Source organism: Pseudocitrobacter vendiensis (genome assembly GCF_943590815.1).
GTDB classification, from domain to species: Bacteria; Pseudomonadota; Gammaproteobacteria; order Enterobacterales; family Enterobacteriaceae; genus Pseudocitrobacter; species Pseudocitrobacter vendiensis.
Window position 1 is genome coordinate 105,353 of the sequence record NZ_CALSBS010000002.1, and the last position, 17,709, is coordinate 123,061.

19 protein-coding genes are annotated in these 17,709 nt (G+C 55.5%); 11 read left to right on the forward strand and 8 right to left on the reverse strand.

The annotated features are described in order from the left end of the window. Window positions 1-147 precede the first annotated feature (147 nt). The 3 genes from NMC31_RS02820 (at window position 148) to rutR (ending at window position 2,112) form a co-directional block, all read left to right on the forward strand. Window positions 148-324 carry a con-10 family general stress protein gene (locus NMC31_RS02820; protein WP_015964929.1) on the forward strand — a complete coding sequence of 59 codons (177 nt, stop codon included), beginning with the start codon at window positions 148-150 and terminating at the stop codon, window positions 322-324. Window positions 325-484: 160 nt separating this feature from the next. Continuing rightward, window positions 485-1,408, forward strand: a complete 924-nt coding sequence (locus NMC31_RS02825) for a DMT family transporter (RefSeq protein WP_253896892.1) — start codon at window positions 485-487, stop codon at window positions 1,406-1,408. Window positions 1,409-1,473: 65 nt separating this feature from the next. Next, window positions 1,474-2,112, forward strand: a complete 639-nt coding sequence (gene rutR / locus NMC31_RS02830) for an HTH-type transcriptional regulator RutR (protein ID WP_253896893.1) — start codon at window positions 1,474-1,476, stop codon at window positions 2,110-2,112. On the opposite strand, the gene NMC31_RS02835 is transcribed toward rutR, so the two are convergent. Next, window positions 2,109-2,510 (reverse strand): lysozyme inhibitor LprI family protein, encoded by a 402-nt coding sequence (locus tag NMC31_RS02835; RefSeq protein ID WP_253896894.1) that lies wholly within the window; start codon window positions 2,508-2,510, stop codon window positions 2,109-2,111. The two genes, rutR and NMC31_RS02835, sit on opposite strands and share 4 nt — an antisense overlap. Window positions 2,511-2,719: 209 nt before the next feature. Between NMC31_RS02835 and NMC31_RS02840 the strand changes: the two genes are divergently transcribed. Next, a complete protein-coding gene (locus tag NMC31_RS02840; RefSeq protein WP_253896895.1) occupies window positions 2,720-4,060 on the forward strand; it encodes an MATE family efflux transporter in 1,341 nt (446 codons plus the stop codon). A 107-nt stretch (window positions 4,061-4,167) separates the two neighbouring features. Continuing rightward, the gene (locus NMC31_RS02845; RefSeq protein WP_253896896.1) at window positions 4,168-4,905 is read left to right on the forward strand and encodes a C40 family peptidase; all 738 of its coding nucleotides are present in this window, start codon (window positions 4,168-4,170) and stop codon (window positions 4,903-4,905) included. 161 nt (window positions 4,906-5,066) lie between these two features. On the opposite strand, the gene flhA is transcribed toward NMC31_RS02845, so the two are convergent. Genes flhA through NMC31_RS02880 form a run of 7 tightly spaced genes read right to left on the reverse strand, consistent with a single transcriptional unit; the run spans window position 5,067 to window position 11,296 of the window. Next, window positions 5,067-7,160, reverse strand: coding sequence for a flagellar biosynthesis protein FlhA (flhA, locus tag NMC31_RS02850; protein ID WP_253896897.1), 2,094 nt, complete (start codon window positions 7,158-7,160; stop codon window positions 5,067-5,069). After that, window positions 7,144-8,283, reverse strand: a complete 1,140-nt coding sequence (flhB, locus tag NMC31_RS02855) for a flagellar type III secretion system protein FlhB (protein ID WP_253896898.1) — start codon at window positions 8,281-8,283, stop codon at window positions 7,144-7,146. Before flhB ends, flhA begins: the two co-directional genes overlap by 17 nt. Next, window positions 8,273-9,055: a flagellar biosynthetic protein FliR gene (fliR, locus tag NMC31_RS02860; RefSeq protein WP_253896899.1), complete on the reverse strand. Its 783-nt coding sequence runs from the start codon at window positions 9,053-9,055 to the stop codon at window positions 8,273-8,275. The genes flhB and fliR overlap by 11 nt, the downstream gene beginning before the upstream one ends. A 1-nt stretch (window position 9,056) precedes the next feature. Beyond that, a complete protein-coding gene (locus NMC31_RS02865; protein WP_000958538.1) occupies window positions 9,057-9,329 on the reverse strand; it encodes a flagellar biosynthetic protein FliQ in 273 nt (90 codons plus the stop codon). 2 nt (window positions 9,330-9,331) lie between these two features. After that, a complete protein-coding gene (fliP, locus tag NMC31_RS02870) occupies window positions 9,332-10,084 on the reverse strand; it encodes a flagellar type III secretion system pore protein FliP (protein ID WP_160530001.1) in 753 nt (250 codons plus the stop codon). After that, a complete protein-coding gene (locus NMC31_RS02875) occupies window positions 10,081-10,452 on the reverse strand; it encodes a FliM/FliN family flagellar motor switch protein (protein WP_253896900.1) in 372 nt (123 codons plus the stop codon). Before NMC31_RS02875 ends, fliP begins: the two co-directional genes overlap by 4 nt. Further along, entirely contained in the window at window positions 10,445-11,296 is an 852-nt protein-coding gene (locus NMC31_RS02880) for a FliM/FliN family flagellar motor switch protein (RefSeq protein WP_253896901.1), read from the reverse strand. Before NMC31_RS02880 ends, NMC31_RS02875 begins: the two co-directional genes overlap by 8 nt. 386 nt (window positions 11,297-11,682) lie before the next feature. On the opposite strand from NMC31_RS02880, the gene NMC31_RS02885 reads away from it, so the two are divergent. Genes NMC31_RS02885 through fliI form a run of 6 tightly spaced genes read left to right on the forward strand, consistent with a single transcriptional unit; the run spans window position 11,683 to window position 17,708 of the window. Continuing rightward, on the forward strand, window positions 11,683-12,669 hold the full coding sequence (locus tag NMC31_RS02885) for a sigma-54 interaction domain-containing protein (protein ID WP_253896902.1): 987 nt from the start codon (window positions 11,683-11,685) through the stop codon (window positions 12,667-12,669). A gap of 14 nt (window positions 12,670-12,683) precedes the next feature. Further along, the gene (gene fliE, locus NMC31_RS02890) at window positions 12,684-13,025 is read left to right on the forward strand and encodes a flagellar hook-basal body complex protein FliE (RefSeq protein WP_000029088.1); all 342 of its coding nucleotides are present in this window, start codon (window positions 12,684-12,686) and stop codon (window positions 13,023-13,025) included. A gap of 4 nt (window positions 13,026-13,029) precedes the next feature. Then, window positions 13,030-14,676 carry a flagellar basal-body MS-ring/collar protein FliF gene (fliF, locus tag NMC31_RS02895; RefSeq protein WP_253896903.1) on the forward strand — a complete coding sequence of 549 codons (1,647 nt, stop codon included), beginning with the start codon at window positions 13,030-13,032 and terminating at the stop codon, window positions 14,674-14,676. Continuing rightward, on the forward strand, window positions 14,654-15,664 hold the full coding sequence (locus tag NMC31_RS02900) for a flagellar motor switch protein FliG (RefSeq protein ID WP_001293121.1): 1,011 nt from the start codon (window positions 14,654-14,656) through the stop codon (window positions 15,662-15,664). Before fliF ends, NMC31_RS02900 begins: the two co-directional genes overlap by 23 nt. 3 nt (window positions 15,665-15,667) lie before the next feature. Continuing rightward, on the forward strand, window positions 15,668-16,378 hold the full coding sequence (gene fliH / locus NMC31_RS02905) for a flagellar assembly protein FliH (RefSeq protein WP_253896904.1): 711 nt from the start codon (window positions 15,668-15,670) through the stop codon (window positions 16,376-16,378). After that, on the forward strand, window positions 16,371-17,708 hold the full coding sequence (fliI, locus tag NMC31_RS02910; protein ID WP_001279401.1) for a flagellar protein export ATPase FliI: 1,338 nt from the start codon (window positions 16,371-16,373) through the stop codon (window positions 17,706-17,708). Before fliH ends, fliI begins: the two co-directional genes overlap by 8 nt. The last annotated feature ends 1 nt before the right edge of the window (window position 17,709 follow it).

Here is a 17,709-nt window from a genome sequence, read left to right on the forward strand (position 1 = left end):
AAATGTTACCTTCCTGCCCATAACTGAGCGTAGTCCACTAAGCTTAATCCCACGCAGCATAAAAAATGGTCAACGCCAGTGCTGCGGGGGAATGACTCCCTGATTTCACGTAATGCAATATGATGTCTAATCAACTGGAGGTCAGAAATGGCAAATCATCGTGGTGGTTCAGGTAACTTTGCTGAAGACCGGGACAGAGCATCAGAAGCAGGTCGTAAAGGTGGCCAGCATAGCGGCGGTAATTTTAAAAATGACCCGCAGCGCGCCTCCGAAGCAGGTAAAAAGGGAGGGAAAAACAGCCATGGTAGCAATCGCAACAGCTAACCTCTTACAGGGCTGAGTTAATCCGTAGCGAGTGTTTATACACTCTGTAACCCCTCTCCGCCGCCGATGGATTCGGCGGCTTTTTATTTTCCCTTCATTGGGTTGAACTGTGACCTTGCTCACTGCACACTGTGAGGCTGTTTGATTTTCGGGCGGCATCATGTCTCTTTTCTCACGCTACGCATTTTCGGTTAAACCTCAGGAAGCTATCCTGATCCTCATCACCATGTTCTGGGGCGGAACCTTTCTCGCAGTACAGTACGCCGTCACCCTTAGTGGCCCATTCTTCTTCGTGGGCGTGCGCTTTGCGATGGCTGCGGTCGCTGTTGGGCTACTTTGTGCCCGCTCATTGCGCGGCCTGACCCGGCTTGAACTGAAAGCGGGCGTCGTGATTGGTGTCGCCATTGCGCTGGGCTACAGCCTGCAAACCTGGGGGTTACAGTCGATTCCCAGCAGTAAATCCGCGTTTATTACCGCGATGTATGTGCCGCTAGTGCCGCTGTTGCAGTGGCTTTGTTTAGGGAGAATGCCGGGGCTGATGTCCTGCGTGGGCATTGTACTGGCTTTCATCGGGCTGATTTTTCTTGCCGGGCCAAATGGCGATTTGCTGGCGCTCGGGCAGGGGGAGCTGATTACGCTTGCCAGCGCGGTGGCGATTGCGGCTGAAATTATTCTTATCAGCGCCTGGGCGGGGAAAGTCGATGTGCGGCGAGTCACCGTTGTTCAACTGGCGACGGCGTCGATTGTGGCATTTGCCATGATGGTACCTGCCGGTGAAAGTGTGCCACCGGTATCGCCTGGCTTGCTGATAGTGGCCCTGGGGTTGGGGATTTTCAGCGCCATTATTCAGGTGACCATGAACTGGGCGCAGCGTAGCGTGTCGCCGACGCGCGCGACGGTTATCTACACCGGTGAACCGGTATGGGCAGGGATTTTTGGCCGACTGGCTGGAGAACGCTTACCGGCGCTGGCACTGCTGGGCGCGGCCTTTATCGTGGTTGGCGTGTTGGTCAGTGAACTTAAGTTTAAGCGTAAAAAAAAGTCACAACTGACTACGGAAGCATCACTTAATCATGAGCCGTAAGTATCACGCCTGTGTATGCCTCCCGCTTTTGCTATGCTGTGGAGGCTAATAACAGGAGAGGGCGTATGGCTCAGGACGCAACAAAGAAAAGCGGAAAACGCTCGCAGGCAGTCAGTGCAAAAAAACAAGCCATTCTCTCGGCTGCGCTCAATACTTTTTCCCAGTACGGCATTCACGGTACGCGCCTTGAGCAGGTCGCAGAGCTTGCCGGCGTGTCAAAAACCAATCTGCTTTACTACTATCCGTCGAAAGAAGTCCTTTATGTTGCCGTGATGCGGCAAATTCTGGCTATCTGGCTGGCGCCATTGAAAGCGTTTCGCGAAGATCTCGCCCCGCTGGTGGCGATTAGAGAGTACATCAGGCTGAAACTTGAGGTCTCGCGCGACTATCCACAGGCTTCGCGACTCTTCTGCCTTGAGATGCTGCAAGGCGCGCCGTTGCTGATGAACGAACTGACAGGCGATCTTAAAGCGCTGGTCGAGGCAAAATCTGCGATTATCGCCGCGTGGGTGAATGCGGGAAAACTCGCGCCGGTTGACCCGCATCACCTCATTTTTATGATTTGGGCGACCACCCAGCACTATGCGGATTTTGCCACCCAGGTGGAAGCGGTTACGGGCGCGACATTGCAGGATGAAGCCTTCTTTCAGCGCACGGTCGACAATGTGCAGCAGATGATTATCGAAGGCATTCGCATCCGTTAATTAGTATTGGCTGGCGGCAGCGGGCAGCTCAGGTCACCCTCTTCGCACTGTAAAAGGGAAGAGAGAAAGGCTTCGCGCTCGGCGGTTTTATCCGTCAGGCATTGGTTATGCACCATTGGTTGAACGCTACCGCCTTCGCTGCTGGAGCTGAGCAGTTCGCAATCGGCGTCACGGGAAGCAATCCATGCTGTCTGCGCTTTTTTCAGCTGCTCACGCTGCGGTTCCTGTGCCCGCTTTTGTGCCGCCTGATATGTCTCGTTTAACTTTTTGTCCGCCGCCTGATACTGAGCAGCAGTGCATTGATTCAGCTCGCTTTGGGTGCTGGCGTCTTTGCATTCATCCGCCAGCGCCAGGCCACTCATTGTCAGGGCGATCATTGCCAGCAAGGTACGTTTCATCTGTTCACTCCCTTAAAAAAGATGTCGTTGAATATAGTACGAATCGCCGTCTGTGTGAAAGGATCGTTATTGCTCTGTACGGACACTTATCTCCTCCAACCAGCGTTCGCTTTTCTGATTTTTGACCCTGCCGTAGACCGCGCCAACAAAGATGGTTGATCATCATCTACTGCTAATTAAAAAATGTTCAATAACAGGGATGGCGGACGATGTCAGGCGAGGAAAATACCTTCAGGCTCGGGCTATATACATTGGCCTGGCCGATATTTATCGAACAGTTGCTGCGATTGCTGATGAACTACGTCAGCGTGTTTATGCTGGGGCATTACTCGGATGAAGCGGTGGCCGCCACCGGTGTTGCCAGTCAGATTTTGGCTATCTCGGTTATCTTTTACGGCTTTTTAACGGTGGGTGTACAAATTGTCGTGGCGCAGCTTATCGGCGCGCAAAAATTTCATCGCGTGGAGTACGTCATCACTAACGGACTGGTGGTGGCGTTTATCATTGGCGTAGTGATGAGTTTTATCTTCATCATTTTTGGAGAGGGGTTCCTGCGCGCACTGGGGTTGAGTGAACAGTTGGTCAGCGTGGGTGCACCGTTTATTCAGATTATCGGCGGCAGTTCGGTGATTATTGCGCTTTATTCCTCAATGCTGCCGATTCTGCGTACCCACGGTCACGTGCGTCAGGCGATGGTCGTGCCGATTACCGTGAGCGTGATTAACGTGATCCTCAACTACATGTTCCTCTACGGGCCGCTCAGCTTTCTGGATATGGGCGTTACCGGCGTGGGGATCGCCAGCAGCATCGCCAACATTGTGGGGATGGCGCTGAGCGTCTGGTTGCTGAATAAGTACATTGGTTATCGATTCCGCTGGCAGAAACTGAAACAGTGCTCACGCAAAATGCTCGGTTCTATTTTGCAATATGGCCTACCGTCCGCGGGAGAGAACTTATCCTATGCGGGTTCCCAACTGGTGGTAACCGCCATTATCGCATTGCTAGGCACCGAAGCGCTGACCACCAAAATCTACGCCTCCAGCATCAGCCAGTTTGTGGCGCTGTTTGCCATATCGATAGGCCAGGCTTCGCAAATCATCATTGGCCGGGCAATTGGCGCGCGGGAACTGGATACCGCGTATCGCCAGGGCATCCGCAGCTGGCGAATAGGCTTGTTGATTGCCTTGCTGGTCAGTGCGCTGCTGGCGACGTTTGCCAGGCCGATTATGGCGCTGTTTACACCCAGCGAAACGATTATTGAAATGGCCAGGGTGCTGTTTATGTACTCCATTTTGCTGGAACTGGGGCGTGCCACCAATATCATCGTGATCAGCTCGTTAAACGCGACCGGGGATGTGCGTTTCCCGTTTATCTGCGGGATTATTGTGATGTGGGTTGTCAGCCTGCCGTTTTCGTATGTGCTGGGGATCTCCGCCGGGCTGGGGCTGGTGGGGGTATGGCTGGCGTACATTATTGATGAGGGCGTGAGGGCCGCGTTGATGTACCGCCGCTGGCAGAGCCGAATCTGGACGACGAAATCGCTGTTTTAATCGTCGGCGAACTGGGGTTAATAATGTATTAATAAGCCATTATTAACCCCGCCTTCTGTATTGGTTGGGTAAACTCAGCGCCTGTTTTTTACCCGGTTTTGCTTGCTATGTCTTCGGTCTCCCTCCCGCAATGGCTTTTTACGTTGTGTATTCTGCTGCCTGCTGTTTCGTTTGCTGGTGCACAACATACCTCTCTCAGCTACGCCGCCCGCCAGCGTATGCAAAACCGTGCCAGACTGCTAAAACAGTACCAGGTGCATCTAAAAAAACAGGCGAGCTACATTGTGGAAGGCAATGCCAAAAGCAGAAGGGCGCTGCGCCAGCACAACCGGGAGCAGATAAAACAGCATCCTGAATGGTTCCCTGCACCGTTGAAGTTGAGCGATAAACATTGGCAGGCGCTGGCGGAAAACAACCATTTCTTAAGCAGCGACCATCTGCATAACATCACCGAAGTAGCGATTCACCGTCTGGAGCAGCAGCTTGGTAAGCCTTACGTCTGGGGAGGTACGCGGCCTGATAAAGGCTTCGACTGTAGCGGGTTGGTTTTTTATGCCTACAACAAGATCCTCGAGGCGAAGCTCCCGCGTACGGCCAATGAGATGTACCACTACCGCCGGGCAACGATTGTGGCGAACAACGACCTGCGCCGGGGCGATTTGCTGTTTTTCCATATCCACAGCCGCGAGATTGCCGATCATATGGGGGTTTATCTGGGCGACGGACAGTTTATCGAGTCACCACGCACGGGGGAAACCATTCGGATAAGCCAATTAGCCGAACCTTTCTGGCAGGATCACTTTTTGGGCGCACGCAGGATTTTGACGGAAGAGACGATTTTGTAGGGCGGCAATACTGCGAAAAAGTTAAAGTCGTACACGTTTTTCTCCCTCGCCCCTTTGGGGAGAGGGCCGGGGTGAGGGGCTCAGCGCGCACTTTCCCCTCACCCTAACCCTCTCCCCAAAGGGGCGAGGGGACAGTCCGAGACCTTATATAGTCTCCCCCATCAACTCAACGCCCCCATAATCTTCAACTCCAGCTCGTCCGGCACTTCGTTATACGACAGCACATGCAACCCCGGCGCAAACAACTTCGCATAACGCGCCAGCAACGGGCGCAGCTGCGGCGGCACCAGCAGCACCGGGTCTTTACCTGCGGCTTTCATCTGCTCCTTCACCTGCGGCATCGTGTTCTGGAACTGGTTGAGCATATTCGGGTCCACCGGCACGCTATCGAGCATCACTTTGCCAGCCTGTTGCGCCTGATTCACCACGTTGGTCAGCAGGTTTTCCAGCTCATTATTCAGCGTATACACCGTCAGCTCCTGCTTGCGAACGAACGGATGGGTAATGCTCCGCCGCAATGCCAGGCGCACATCGGCCGCCAGCAGAATATGATCTTTGGTGACGGTGCTACTGGCGACCAGCACGGTGGCGATGGTGACGATATCGCGCAGGGAAACGCCTTCGGTCAGTAGCGCCCGGTACACTTTCAGCAACTGGCTGTAATTCAGCGCCGCACTCAAATCCTCTGCCAGGCGCGGTGCCATTGACGACAAACGGTTATGCAACTGCGTGATGTCGTCATAGTTAAACAAATCAGGAATATAGCTGCGCACAATCTTATTAACATGGGTAGCAATCACGCTGGCGCTGTCGATCACCTGATACCCCATATTCAGCGCCTTCGCCTTCTGCGCGGGCTGAATCCAGGTGACCGGCATCCCGTACGCCGGGTCGTTCCCCAGCACGCCGTCTATCTCGCCGTAGGTTTCGCTGGAGGGCAACGCCATCAGTTTATCCGCCGGAATATCAGCTTCATCAGCCTTAATGCCGTTGATGAAAATGGCGTACTGGCTGGGCTTGAGGCGGAAGTTTTCGCGAATACGGATTTCCGGCAGCAGCACGCCGTTGCCGTCGGAAATCACCTGCCGCACGCCGCGAATCCGCTGGGTGAGCGGATTACCCTGCGCTTTGTCCACCAGCGCCACCAGCTTGTAACCGAGGCTTAAACTGATGGGCTCGATCAGCGGAATGGTTTCCCAACTGACCTGTTGCTCGCTGGTTTCGGTGATGGTGCGGGTCAGCGTTTCGAGGCTTTTCTCTTCCGCCTCCGCCGCCTGCGGGCGTTTGCTCATTCGCCAGCCGGTAAAACCAAGCAGGGCGCTGAACATCAGGAACGGGAAGTGCGGCATTCCCGGCACCACCGCCAGCACGAACATAATCCCGGTGGCGGTGTAGAGCACCGACGGGCTTGCCAGCAGCTGGTGGCGCACGTCATGGGCGATATCGCCGTTATCGCTGACGCGGGTGACGATAATCGCGGCCGCGGTGGAGAGCAGCAGGGAAGGGATCTGCGCCACCAGGCCGTCGCCGATGGTCATCAGCACATACTGCTGGAAGGCGGCATCGGCGCTCAGGTTATATTTGAAGATCCCGATACAGACGCCGCCGATCAGGTTGATCGCCAGAATCATCATCCCGGCGATGGCATCCCCGCGCACAAACTTCGACGCCCCGTCCATAGCGCCGTAGAAATCGGCCTCGCTGGCAACATCTTTACGCCTGGTCTGCGCCTGCGCCTGATTGATCAATCCGGCGTTAAGATCGGCGTCAATCGCCATCTGTTTGCCGGGCATCGCGTCCAGGGTAAAGCGGGCAGAAACCTCGGAGATACGCTCGGCCCCTTTGGTGACGACAATAAAGTTGATGATCATCAGGATGATAAACACCACGAAACCGACGACAAAGTTGCCGCCAATCACCACCTGACCAAACGACTCAATCACCTTACCCGCCGCGCCCGCGCCGAGATGCCCGTGCAGCAGCACCACGCGCGTAGAAGCAACGTTGAGCGTCAGGCGCATTAAGGTGGTGATCAGTAAAATGGTCGGGAACAGGCTAAATTCCAGCGGTCGTTTCGCCGACACCGCCACCAGCAGCACCATCACCGCCAGCACAATGTTGAAGGTGAACAGAATATCCAGCAGCGCAGGCGGCAGCGGCAAAATAACCATCGCCAGAATACAAAGTATAACCAGCGGCACGCCGAGATTGCCGCCGCGCAGCAGCGCGAGGAACGATTTAGTTGTTTTCGCCATCCAGTTTAAGCACCTCTTTGGGAATGGAAATATGTCTGTTCAGAGCCGGGCGCGGCTGTGCGCCGTCGCGCCAGTGTTTCATTTGCAGGACGTAGGTCAGAACGTGGGCGATGGCCCGGTAAAGCTGAAACGGAATTTGCTGATTCACCTGGGTGGTGTAGTAAACCGAGCGCGCCAGTCGCGGGAACTCGACCACTTCCACCTGATTTTCAGTAGCGACCTGGCGAATATAGAGGGCGATTTCATCGGTACCTTTTGCCACCACAAACGGCGCGGCGGCGCGCGACTGGTCATACTGCAACGCCACGGCGTAGTGGGTCGGGTTGGTGATCACCACGTTGGCTTTCGGCACCACTTTGCGAATTTGCCCCATCGCCAGTTGCCGTTGCAGACGCCGCACGCGCGCCTTCACTTCCGGCTTGCCTTCCTGATTTTTGTACTCTTCTTTCAGCTCTTGTTTGGTCATTTTTAGCCCTTTGGTGAACAGGGCTTTCGCCAGCGGCACGTCGATAAGCGCGAAGAAAATAAACAGGATGACAAAGTTGCGCATCACGCTGGCGTAGAGCGACAAACCCTCATTCATCGCCAGTTTGAACGGCAGCGCCTGCAGGCCGAGGAAGGCGGCAAAGTTATTGCGCAGGCTAATCCACAGCATCACCAGCACCACCACCGACTTCACTGTCATCTTGCCTGTTTCCGCCAGATGTTCACTGGAAAACAGCCGCCCAATCCCTTTTAACGGACTGATTTTGCTGAAATCCGGGAGGATTTTTTTCGGCAAGAACAGCCAGCCGCCAGGCACCAGTGAGGAGAGCAGTGCGGCGGCGGGCATCGGCAGCAAGGTGAGAATAAACTTGCCGAGAATTAACAGGTGATGGCGCAGAAACTGGCCGATAACGTCCGGGTTATTAATCTCCTGCGCGTACTGATGCACGCTGATAAAACTCTCGCGCACAAAATCGGCATACCACGGGAAGCTGCTGGAGATCACCACAAACGCCGCAAACAGGCTCGCCGCCAGCCCCATATCCTTCGAGCGCGGCAGTTGCCCCTCTTCACGCGCTTTACGCAGCTTTTGCGCCGAGGGTTTCTCTGTTTTTTCTTCGCTGCTGCTATCCGCCATAGTGACCTTTCAGCGCGTCGAGCTGCTGCAACACAAAATTCGCCAGATGCAGATAGTGATCCGGCAGGTTGTAGAGCAGGGTGGCAAAACAGACCAGCCCTGCCAGCATGTTGATGGGAAAGCCAAGTGAAAAGAGATTCAGCGGCGGCGCAATGCGGTTGAGCAGGCCAAAGCAGCCCTGCACAATCAGCATGATAAAAGTGGTCGGCAGCGCCAGCAGCGATGCCGACGCCAGCACCCAGCTAAAGGCCAGCGCGATGGTGCGCAGGGTTTGCGGATGTAGCGCGTTGCCAATCGGCCAGTAGGTGAAGCCCTTATACAACACGCTCACCAGCAGCAGATGTCCGTCCATGGCAAAAAACAGCAGGATCGCGTAGACGTTGATAAGCTCCGCCAGCACGGTGGTCGATGCGCCGCTGCTCGGGTCGTTCATCACCGCCATGCTCATCCCCATATTGAACGAGAGAATTTGCCCGGCGAGTTGCAGCGCCAGAAACAGAAACTGAAACATCAGCCCGAATAACATGCCCCATAAGATTTGCTCCACCGTCAGGATCAAACTGTTGAGCGAGAGCAAATCATGGGGAATGGGATGGGGGATCAACGGCGTGATAATGATTGCCAGCGCCAGCGACAAAATAATCCGCACGCGCATGGTCAGGGCGCTGTTATCCAGCACCGGCACATAGCGCAGAAACGCCATAATGCGCACGAAGGGAAACCACAGCCCCAGCGCCAGATCCATCAGTTGCGTAACGTCGCTTGTGCGCATCTTAATGCACCAGCAACGCGGCCTGGCTAAACAGGTGAATGCACAGGTCATGCAACTGGATAATCATCCATTTGCCGCATATCCCCAGCACCACCAGCGTGACAATCAGCCTCGGCAAAAAGCTCAGGGTCTGTTCGTTAATCTGCGTCACCGCCTGGAACACGCTCACCAGCAGACCAACTAGCAGGCTTGGCACCACCAGCACCGAAACCAGCAAAATCACCACTTTTATGCCGCTGGCGACAATGTCGGCGGCTACATCTACGGTCAACATAATCAGCCCAGCCCCAGCCCGCGAATGCTGGTGGTGAGCGTGCCGATGGTCAGCGACCAGCCGTCGATCAGCACAAACAGCATCAGTTTAAACGGCAGCGAAACGATCAGCGGCGACAGCATCATCATCCCCATCGCCATCAATACGCTGGCGACAATCAGGTCGATAACCAGAAACGGGATGTAAATCATAAAGCCAATCTGGAAAGCGGTTTTCAGCTCGCTCAGCACATAGGCGGGCACCACGATGGAGAGATCCTGGTCGGCGGCATTGCCCTTCGCGCCACCGATGGTCATGATTTGCGCCATCGCTTTTTTGTCGGTCTGCGCCAGCATAAAGCGTTTCAGCGGCGTCGCGGCGGTGCTTAGCGCATCGGTCAGGGTAATCTGATCATTTTCGAACGGCACCACCGCGTGGTCGTAGATATTCAGCCAGACAGGGCGCATCACCAGCAGGGTGAGGGAGAGCGCAATGCCAATCAGAATGCGGTTTGGCGGTGTTTGTTGCAGCCCCAGCGCCTGGCGCAGCAGCGACAACACGATAATAAAGCGCGTAAAGCAGGTCATCATCAGCACCATCGTCGGCAACAAACCGACGAGGGTCATCAGAATCAGTACCTGAATTTTGACGCTGTACTCCTGAGTGTTGCCGTGGGTGACCACGTTAAGCAGCGCAATATCGCCGCCCTGGGCGATTGCCAGCGGCGCGAGCGCCAGCAGTGCCAGGCCCAGCGTCAGTTGAGTGCGGCGTTTCATGGCGCCAGGTCGTTGATATCGCGGGTATTAAACTCCAGCACGCGCAGGCCGTACTTCTCGTTGACCACCACCACTTCCGCTTTGCCCAGCAGGATATTGTTCACTTTGATATCCAGCGGCTCCCCGGCGAGTTTATCCAGTTCAATCACCGTGTCGTCGTCGATGTTCAGCAGGTCGGCTAACATGATTTCCACCGACGACACTTCCAGCGTTAAGGTCACCGGAATGCGTTTCAGCAGCGTCATCGAGTCGGAAAAGCGGTCCTCCAGGCGAGTGACCAGCGTGTCGGCGTCGGCGGGTTTCGTGACAGGCGCAACGTCATCGGTGAGGCCAAAATCCCCGGCTAAAATATCTTCTTGCTTACTCATGGCTATTCTCATTTTTGCCCGCCAGCTCCGACAAAAACAGTTTGTCTTTGTCTTCCACTATCAGGGCGCTAAATAATTCAGATTGCCCAATCGCCACCGGGAATGTTTCTCCCAGCGAGATGGGTAAAATATCTCCGGCTTTTATCTGCGCCAGATCGGCGACATTTAGCGACAGCTCGGCGATTTTGACGTTCAGGGTCAACGGCAGAGAGCGGATGATCTCTTTAATTAATGCCGGTTTATTGACCGATTTCCCCACCTGCTGCGGTTTACTGTGCTCACTGTGGCGAATCAGATTTAAAATAAAATCGGTGTGGGCATCGTCGAGCAAAATACGAAAACGGCTCTCTTCATCGCCCGCGAGGGTAAAGGTTAATTGATACGCCCAGTGGGTAATTACCGTGCTGCTGTCCAGCTTTAACTTCAGCGCAATACCGGAGGTTTGCAGATTAAATATCAGCGTGCAGATATCCAGCGCGAGTCGGTTCTTTAATCGTGTTTCGGTTTTGGTCGGCAGGCCGTTATGCGCTTTCGCCTCTTCAAGAGAAGACTCCAGACCATAAAAATTGCCCAGCAGCATTAACAATAAGGAGCGATCGATATCAAATGCCAGATGCCCGACTTGGGAAACCATCAACTCGGCGTTTTTATTAATAATATCCATTTCGCAGCCAATCTTTTTTAAAGTGATATTGCTGCGATGCTTTTTGAGAAAGTAGCTGCCGAGATGCGAATCAATCACATCAAAATTCCCCGTAAACAGGGTCGGCAGGCGATGGTAGGGGCGTCCGAGCCGATTACCTTCTAATTTAAAGATGCCTGGCGTTTTACTGTACTTCAGCATGGCTTACTTTCTCTGCTGTAATGGTATGGGCGTTTTTGTGCACGCAATTCCGGCAGTGACACAAGGTGAGGTATTAAATAGACGGGGCGTGAAAGGGGCAAATTATTAATAGGGTGAAAAAATAATTAAATTATTAAAGGGTGAGATATCGGGCATCGTCATAAAACATTGCACGCCCTGTAGGCCTGATAAGACGCGCAGCGTCGCATCAGGCACCGGTGCACAATTGCCGGATGCGGCGTAAACGCCTTATCCGGCCTACATGGATAACTCGTTGTTTATAAACAAATAATATTTTTATTATCGTTTAATTCAAACTTGTTAATCCCGCCGGTGATACGCTTCAGAACATCCTGATTATTGTCGCTACTTATATTGTTCACCCTATGTCTGAACTTATTGCAACTGCCGCCTCCAGCATTAACGCTTTTACTCTGGCAAAGCGTGTCGCCGCCTTTAACGTGCCGGTCCTGATTCAGGGCGAAACCGGTGCGGGGAAAGAGTGCGTGGCGAAATATATTCACACCGTAGCCTTTGGTGAAAATGATAACGCGCCCTATATCGGCGTGAACTGCGCGGCGATCCCGGAAAATATGCTGGAATCGACGTTATTTGGCTACGACAAAGGTGCATTTACCGGCGCAATTGCCAGCGTGCCAGGAAAAATGGAACTGGCAAATAACGGCACCTTATTACTCGATGAAATTGGTGAAATGCCGCTGGCGCTACAGGCCAAAATATTACGCGTGTTGCAGGAACAACAGGTTGAGCGATTAGGCAGCAACCGACAAATCAAACTCAATTTTCGCCTGATTGCCTGCACCAATAAAAACCTGGGGCAGGAAGTTGCCGCCGGACGTTTTCGTGAAGATCTCTATTATCGTCTGGCGGTTATTCCTATTACCATGCCGCCACTACGTGAACGCCTGAACGATATTATTCCGCTGGCAGAGTCATTTATTAAAAAATACTCAACGGTACTCGTGAAAAATATCACCCTGTCCGAATCCACCCGCCGCGCGCTGCTTAATTACCGCTGGCCCGGTAACGTGCGTCAACTGGAAAACGCCATTCAGCGGGGAATGATTTTAAATCGCGACGGCGTAATTTACCCGGATGCATTAGGCCTGCCGGACACCGATATTGCTGACCACAGTGAACTGCAATGGCCTGTTCAGCCCGCCGTCCACATTGCCGAAACCGGCGATTTAGGCCAGCACGGACGAAGCGCGCAGTATCAATATATCGCCGACCTGATGCGCAAATATCAGGGCAACCGCAGCAAAATCGCCGACTTGTTAGGCATTACCCCACGCGCCCTGCGCTATCGACTGGCCTCCATGCGCAAGCACGGTATCGAAGTTTTCTCCTGACCCGGAAGTTAAAAATGAGCATTACCACAATCAACAGCACCATGCAGGCGCAAATCATGCAGGACGTGCAGCGGATGCAGGCCAACGCCCAGGCGCCGGTGCTGCCCGCCATGACCTTCAGTTCCACCGACCCGGACGTTTCGTTTAACCGCATTATGTCCGGCGCACTCGGTCACGTTGACCAGTTCCAGCAGGTGGCGGAGCAGCAGCAAACGGCTGTCGATACGGGCAAAAGTGATGACCTCGCCGGGGCGATGATCGCCAGCCAGCAGGCGTCGCTCTCTTTCTCCGCGCTGGTGCAGGTGCGCAACAAAATCGCCACCGGATTTAACGATCTGATGAGTATGTCGATCTAACCCTATGAATGCACAAATAAAGAAGTTAACCCAGGCCTTTCCGGCGTTTCGACTGCGGCTCGCAGATAACAAACGCTGGGCGTTGATGGCGGGAGTGGGGCTTGCCGTTGCGGCGACGGCGATTATCGTCAGCGTGCTATGGACGGGGAATCGCGGCTACGTCTCGCTCTACGGACGCCAGGAAAATCTGCCCGTGTCGCAGATTGTCACCGTGCTGGACGGCGAAAAGCTCACCTACCGCATCGACCCGCAAAGCGGGCAGATACTGGTGCCGGAAGACGAACTGTCGAAAACGCGCATGACCCTTGCCGCGAAAGGCGTGCAGGCGATATTGCCCAGCGGTTACGAGCTGATGGACAAAGACGAAATGCTCGGCAGCAGTCAGTTCGTGCAGAACGTGCGCTATAAACGCAGCCTCGAAGGGGAGCTGGCGCAGAGCATCATGTCGCTGGACGCGGTGGAGAGCGCGCGGGTGCATCTGGCGCTCGACGAAGAAAGCTCGTTTGTGGTCAGCGATGAGCCGCAAAACAGTGCCTCGGTGGTGGTGCGCTTGCATTACGGCGCGAAACTGAATATGGACCAGGTGAACGCCATTGTGCATCTGGTGTCCGGCAGTATTCCGGGGCTACAGGCCAGCAAAGTCAGCGTCGTCGATCAGGCGGGAAATCTGCTGACCGACGGCATTGGCGCGGGCGAGGCGGTTTCTGCCGCGACCCGTAAACGCGATCAGATCCTCAAAGATATTCAGGACAAAACCCGTGCCAGCGTGGCGAACGTGTTGGATTCGCTGGTTGGCATGGGGAATTACCGCGTCAGTGTGATGCCGGATCTCGACCTCAGCACCATCGACGAAACCCAGGAACACTACGGTGACGCGCCGAAAATCAACCGCGAAGAGAGCGTGCTGGACAGCGACACCAATCAGGTGGCGATGGGCGTGCCCGGTTCACTCAGTAATCGTCCGCCGATTGCAGCGAATCAGATGACCAATGGTGCGGAAGAAAACCGCTCGCCGGAAGCGCTTTCCAAACACAGCGAAAGCAAGCGCGACTACTCTTACGACCGCAGCGTCCAGCATATTCAGCACCCCGGCTTTGCGGTGAAACGCCTCAACGTGGCGGTGGTGCTCAATCAAAACGCCCCGGCGCTGAAAAACTGGAAGCCGGAGCAAACCACGCAACTGACCGCGTTGCTGAACAATGCCGCCGGAATCGACGCCCAGCGTGGTGACAATCTCACCTTATCACTGCTCAACTTTGTGCCGCAGGCGGTGCCTGTCGAACCGGTTATTCCACTGTGGAAAGATGACAGTGTACTGGCGTGGGGGCGGCTGATTGGCTGCGGCCTGCTGGCGCTGTTGCTGCTGTTCTTTGTGGTGCGCCCGCTGATGAAACGACTGACGGCGGTACGTGCGCCGGTTATCACACCAGAACCGGAAGCCATCAGCGAACCGTGGATCGCCGTGCCGGAAGAGGAGCGTAAAAATGTCGACCTGCCGTCGCTGCCTGGCGATGACAGCCTGCCGTCCCAGAGTTCTGGCCTCGAAGTGAAACTCGAGTTCCTGCAAAAACTGGCCATGAGCGACACCGATCGCGTTGCCGAAGTTCTCAGACAATGGATTACCAGCAATGAGCGAATTGACAATAAATAAGAGCAACAGCTACCTCGAACAGGCGGCGATCCTGCTACTGTGTCTGGGCGAAGAAGCAGCGGCAACGGTGATGCAAAAACTCAGCCGCGAAGAAGTAGTGCGCCTGAGCGAAAACATGGCGAGGCTTTCCGGCGTCAAAACCAGCATGGCGCGCAAGGTGATCAATAACTTCTTTGATGAGTTCCGCGAACAGAGCGGGATCAACGGTGCGTCGCGCTCCATGTTGCAGGGCATTCTTAACAAGGCGTTGGGCACCGAGATCGCCAGCAGCGTGATCAACGGCATCTACGGCGATGAGATCCGCTCGCGGATGGCGCGCCTGCAATGGGTGGAACCGCGCCAGCTGGCGATGCTGATCTCCGAAGAACATCTGCAATTGCAGGCGGTATTCCTCGCGTTTCTGACGCCGGAAATCTCGGCGGCGGTGCTCTCTTATCTCAACGAATCGGTGCAAAACGAAATTCTTTACCGGGTAGCAAAACTCAACGACGTCAACCGCGATGTGGTGGATGAACTGGATCGTCTGATCGAACGCGGCCTGTCGGTGCTTTCAGAGCATGGCTCGAAGGTGAAGGGCATCAAACAGGCGGCGGATATTGTCAACCGCTTCCAGGGAAACCAGCAGGTGATCCTCGACCAGATGCGCGAGCGCGACGAAGACGTGCTGGAGCAGCTCCAGGATGAGATGTACGACTTCTTTATTCTCAGCCGCCAGAACGAAGAGGTGCGCCGTCGCCTGCTCGACGAAGTGCCAATGGAAGACTGGGCGGTGGCGCTGAAAGGCACCGAAGCTCTGCTGCGTCGCTCCATTTACGCGGTGATGCCAAAACGTCAGGTGCAGCAACTGGAAGCAATTACCGCGCGCCTGGGGCCGGTGCCGGTCAGCCGTATCGAACAGATCCGCCGCGAAATCATGGGTATCGCCCGTGAACTGGAAGAGGCGGGCGAACTTCAGCTACAGCTCTTTGCGGAACAGACGGCGGAGTAACCCATGACCATTGAAACACTGCGCGGGCGCTATCGCCTGCACCGTTTCCCGCCGCGTCAGCGTGCGGTGACCGGAGAACCGCTCACTGCCAGCATTAGCGCCGCCGATTACCAGCGCCAGTTAATGGACGGTTTTCAGGAGGGGCTGCAAAAAGGGTTTGCTCAGGGCATGACCGAAGGCCAGGAGCAGGGCTTTAGCGAAGGTCATCAGCAAGGTTTTGCCGAGGGGCGACGTCAGGGCTACACCGAAGGGAGCCTCGCCGGGCAGCAGGAAGGGCGCAAGCAGTTTATTGAGGCGGCGCAGCCGCTGGAAGCCATCACTGGAAAAGTGAACGACTTCCTCGCCCATATCGAACGTAAACAGCGGGAAGATTTGCTGCAACTGGTGGAAAAAGTCACCCGCCAGGTGATCCGCTGCGAACTGGCGCTGCAACCGACGCAGTTACTGGCGCTGGTGGAAGAGGCGCTGGCGGCCTTCCCGGCGATGCCGGAAACCTTGCAAGTGATGTTGAGCACGGAAGAGTTTAACCGCCTGCGCGACGCGGTGCCGGAAAAGGTCAGCGAATGGGGGCTGACGCCTTCGCCAGATTTGCCGCCGGGGGAATGCCGGGTGATCACCGATAAATCAGAACTGGATATCGGCTGCGAGCATCGCCTTGAACAATGCATGACCGCACTGCAAGAGACGCTGACGCCGGAGTCGCAGGGTGAGTGATTTTTCTGCTTTCGATAACGCCCTGCGCTCGCTGGAGTCGATCCCGCTGGCTCGCGTCGCCGGACGGCTGGTGCGCCTTAACGGCATTCTGCTGGAGAGCGTCGGCTGCCCATTAATGACCGGGCAGTTGTGCCGCATCGAAAGCGCTAACCACACGCTAATTGATGCGCAGGCCGTGGGCTTCAATCGCGACATCACCTACTTAATGCCATTCAAACAGCCAGTTGGCCTGATGGCGGGGGCACGTGTCTTCCCGGAAGAAAAAGCCCACGACATCCTGATAGGCGAAAGCTGGTTAGGCCGCGTGGTGAATGGCCTCGGCGAACCGCTGGATGGCAAAGGTCGCCTGAACGGCAACGACCTTCTGCCGCCGCTACCGCCTTCGGTCAATCCCTTAACCCGCCGTTCGGTGGACGAACCCTTAGATGTGGGCGTGAAAGCGATCAACGGCCTGCTGACCATCGGCAAAGGCCAGCGCGTCGGGCTGATGGCGGGTAGCGGCGTCGGGAAAAGCGTGCTGCTGGGGATGATCACCCGCCAGACTAAAGCCGACATCGTGGTGGTTGGGCTGATTGGCGAACGCGGGCGTGAAGTGAAAGAGTTTATCGACCATTCCTTGGGCGCGGACGGGCTGGCGAAGTCTATCGTCGTCGTCGCGCCCGCCGATGAATCGCCGCTGATGCGCCTGAAAGCCACCGAACTGTGCCACTCCATCGCCGCCTGGTTTCGCGACCGCGGGCATCACGTTTTGCTGCTGGTGGATTCCCTGACCCGCTATGCGATGGCGCAGCGTGAAATTGCGCTCTCGCTTGGCGAACCGCCCGCTACCAAAGGCTATCCGCCGTCGGCATTCGGCATGATCCCAAAACTGGTCGAAAGCGCAGGCAACAGCGAAAGCGCGGGATCGATGACTGCCATCTACACCGTGCTGGCGGAAGGCGACGACCAGCAAGATCCCATCGTCGACTGCGCCCGCGCGGTGCTGGACGGGCATATCGTATTAACCCGCAAACTGGCGGAAGCGGGGCACTATCCGGCCATCGATATCGGCCAGTCGATCAGCCGCTGCATGAACCAGGTCACCCGCCCGGAACATCAGCAATCCGCTCGCGCGTTAAAGCAAAACTACGCCGCCTATATGGAGATCAAACCGCTGATCCCACTCGGTGGCTACGTGGCAGGCGCGGATGCCAGCGTCGACAAAGCGGTGAAAATGTTCCCGGCCATCGAGCGGTTTTTACGCCAGGAGATGCGCGAACCCGCCTCCCTCGAACTGGTACAAAGCCGTCTGCAAATCCTCTTTCCTGGTGCCAAAAAGGCAGAACAGTAAC

Coding starts and splice junctions, on each gene's coding strand:
- NMC31_RS02900 (WP_001293121.1), top strand. CDS start 14,654: ATGAGCGAATTGACAATAAATAAGAGCAACAGCTACCTCGAACAGGCG.
- fliR (WP_253896899.1), bottom strand. CDS start 9,055: ATGCGCACAAGCGACGTTACGCAACTGATGGATCTGGCGCTGGGGCTG.
- NMC31_RS02845 (WP_253896896.1), top strand. CDS start 4,168: ATGTCTTCGGTCTCCCTCCCGCAATGGCTTTTTACGTTGTGTATTCTG.
- NMC31_RS02840 (WP_253896895.1), top strand. CDS start 2,720: ATGTCAGGCGAGGAAAATACCTTCAGGCTCGGGCTATATACATTGGCC.
- flhB (WP_253896898.1), bottom strand. CDS start 8,283: ATGGCGGATAGCAGCAGCGAAGAAAAAACAGAGAAACCCTCGGCGCAA.
- fliP (WP_160530001.1), bottom strand. CDS start 10,084: ATGAAACGCCGCACTCAACTGACGCTGGGCCTGGCACTGCTGGCGCTC.
- NMC31_RS02825 (WP_253896892.1), top strand. CDS start 485: ATGTCTCTTTTCTCACGCTACGCATTTTCGGTTAAACCTCAGGAAGCT.
- NMC31_RS02820 (WP_015964929.1), top strand. CDS start 148: ATGGCAAATCATCGTGGTGGTTCAGGTAACTTTGCTGAAGACCGGGAC.
- flhA (WP_253896897.1), bottom strand. CDS start 7,160: ATGGCGAAAACAACTAAATCGTTCCTCGCGCTGCTGCGCGGCGGCAAT.
- fliF (WP_253896903.1), top strand. CDS start 13,030: ATGAATGCACAAATAAAGAAGTTAACCCAGGCCTTTCCGGCGTTTCGA.
- fliE (WP_000029088.1), top strand. CDS start 12,684: ATGAGCATTACCACAATCAACAGCACCATGCAGGCGCAAATCATGCAG.
- rutR (WP_253896893.1), top strand. CDS start 1,474: ATGGCTCAGGACGCAACAAAGAAAAGCGGAAAACGCTCGCAGGCAGTC.
- NMC31_RS02835 (WP_253896894.1), bottom strand. CDS start 2,510: ATGAAACGTACCTTGCTGGCAATGATCGCCCTGACAATGAGTGGCCTG.
- NMC31_RS02865 (WP_000958538.1), bottom strand. CDS start 9,329: ATGTTGACCGTAGATGTAGCCGCCGACATTGTCGCCAGCGGCATAAAA.
- NMC31_RS02875 (WP_253896900.1), bottom strand. CDS start 10,452: ATGAGTAAGCAAGAAGATATTTTAGCCGGGGATTTTGGCCTCACCGAT.
- NMC31_RS02885 (WP_253896902.1), top strand. CDS start 11,683: ATGTCTGAACTTATTGCAACTGCCGCCTCCAGCATTAACGCTTTTACT.
- NMC31_RS02880 (WP_253896901.1), bottom strand. CDS start 11,296: ATGCTGAAGTACAGTAAAACGCCAGGCATCTTTAAATTAGAAGGTAAT.
- fliH (WP_253896904.1), top strand. CDS start 15,668: ATGACCATTGAAACACTGCGCGGGCGCTATCGCCTGCACCGTTTCCCG.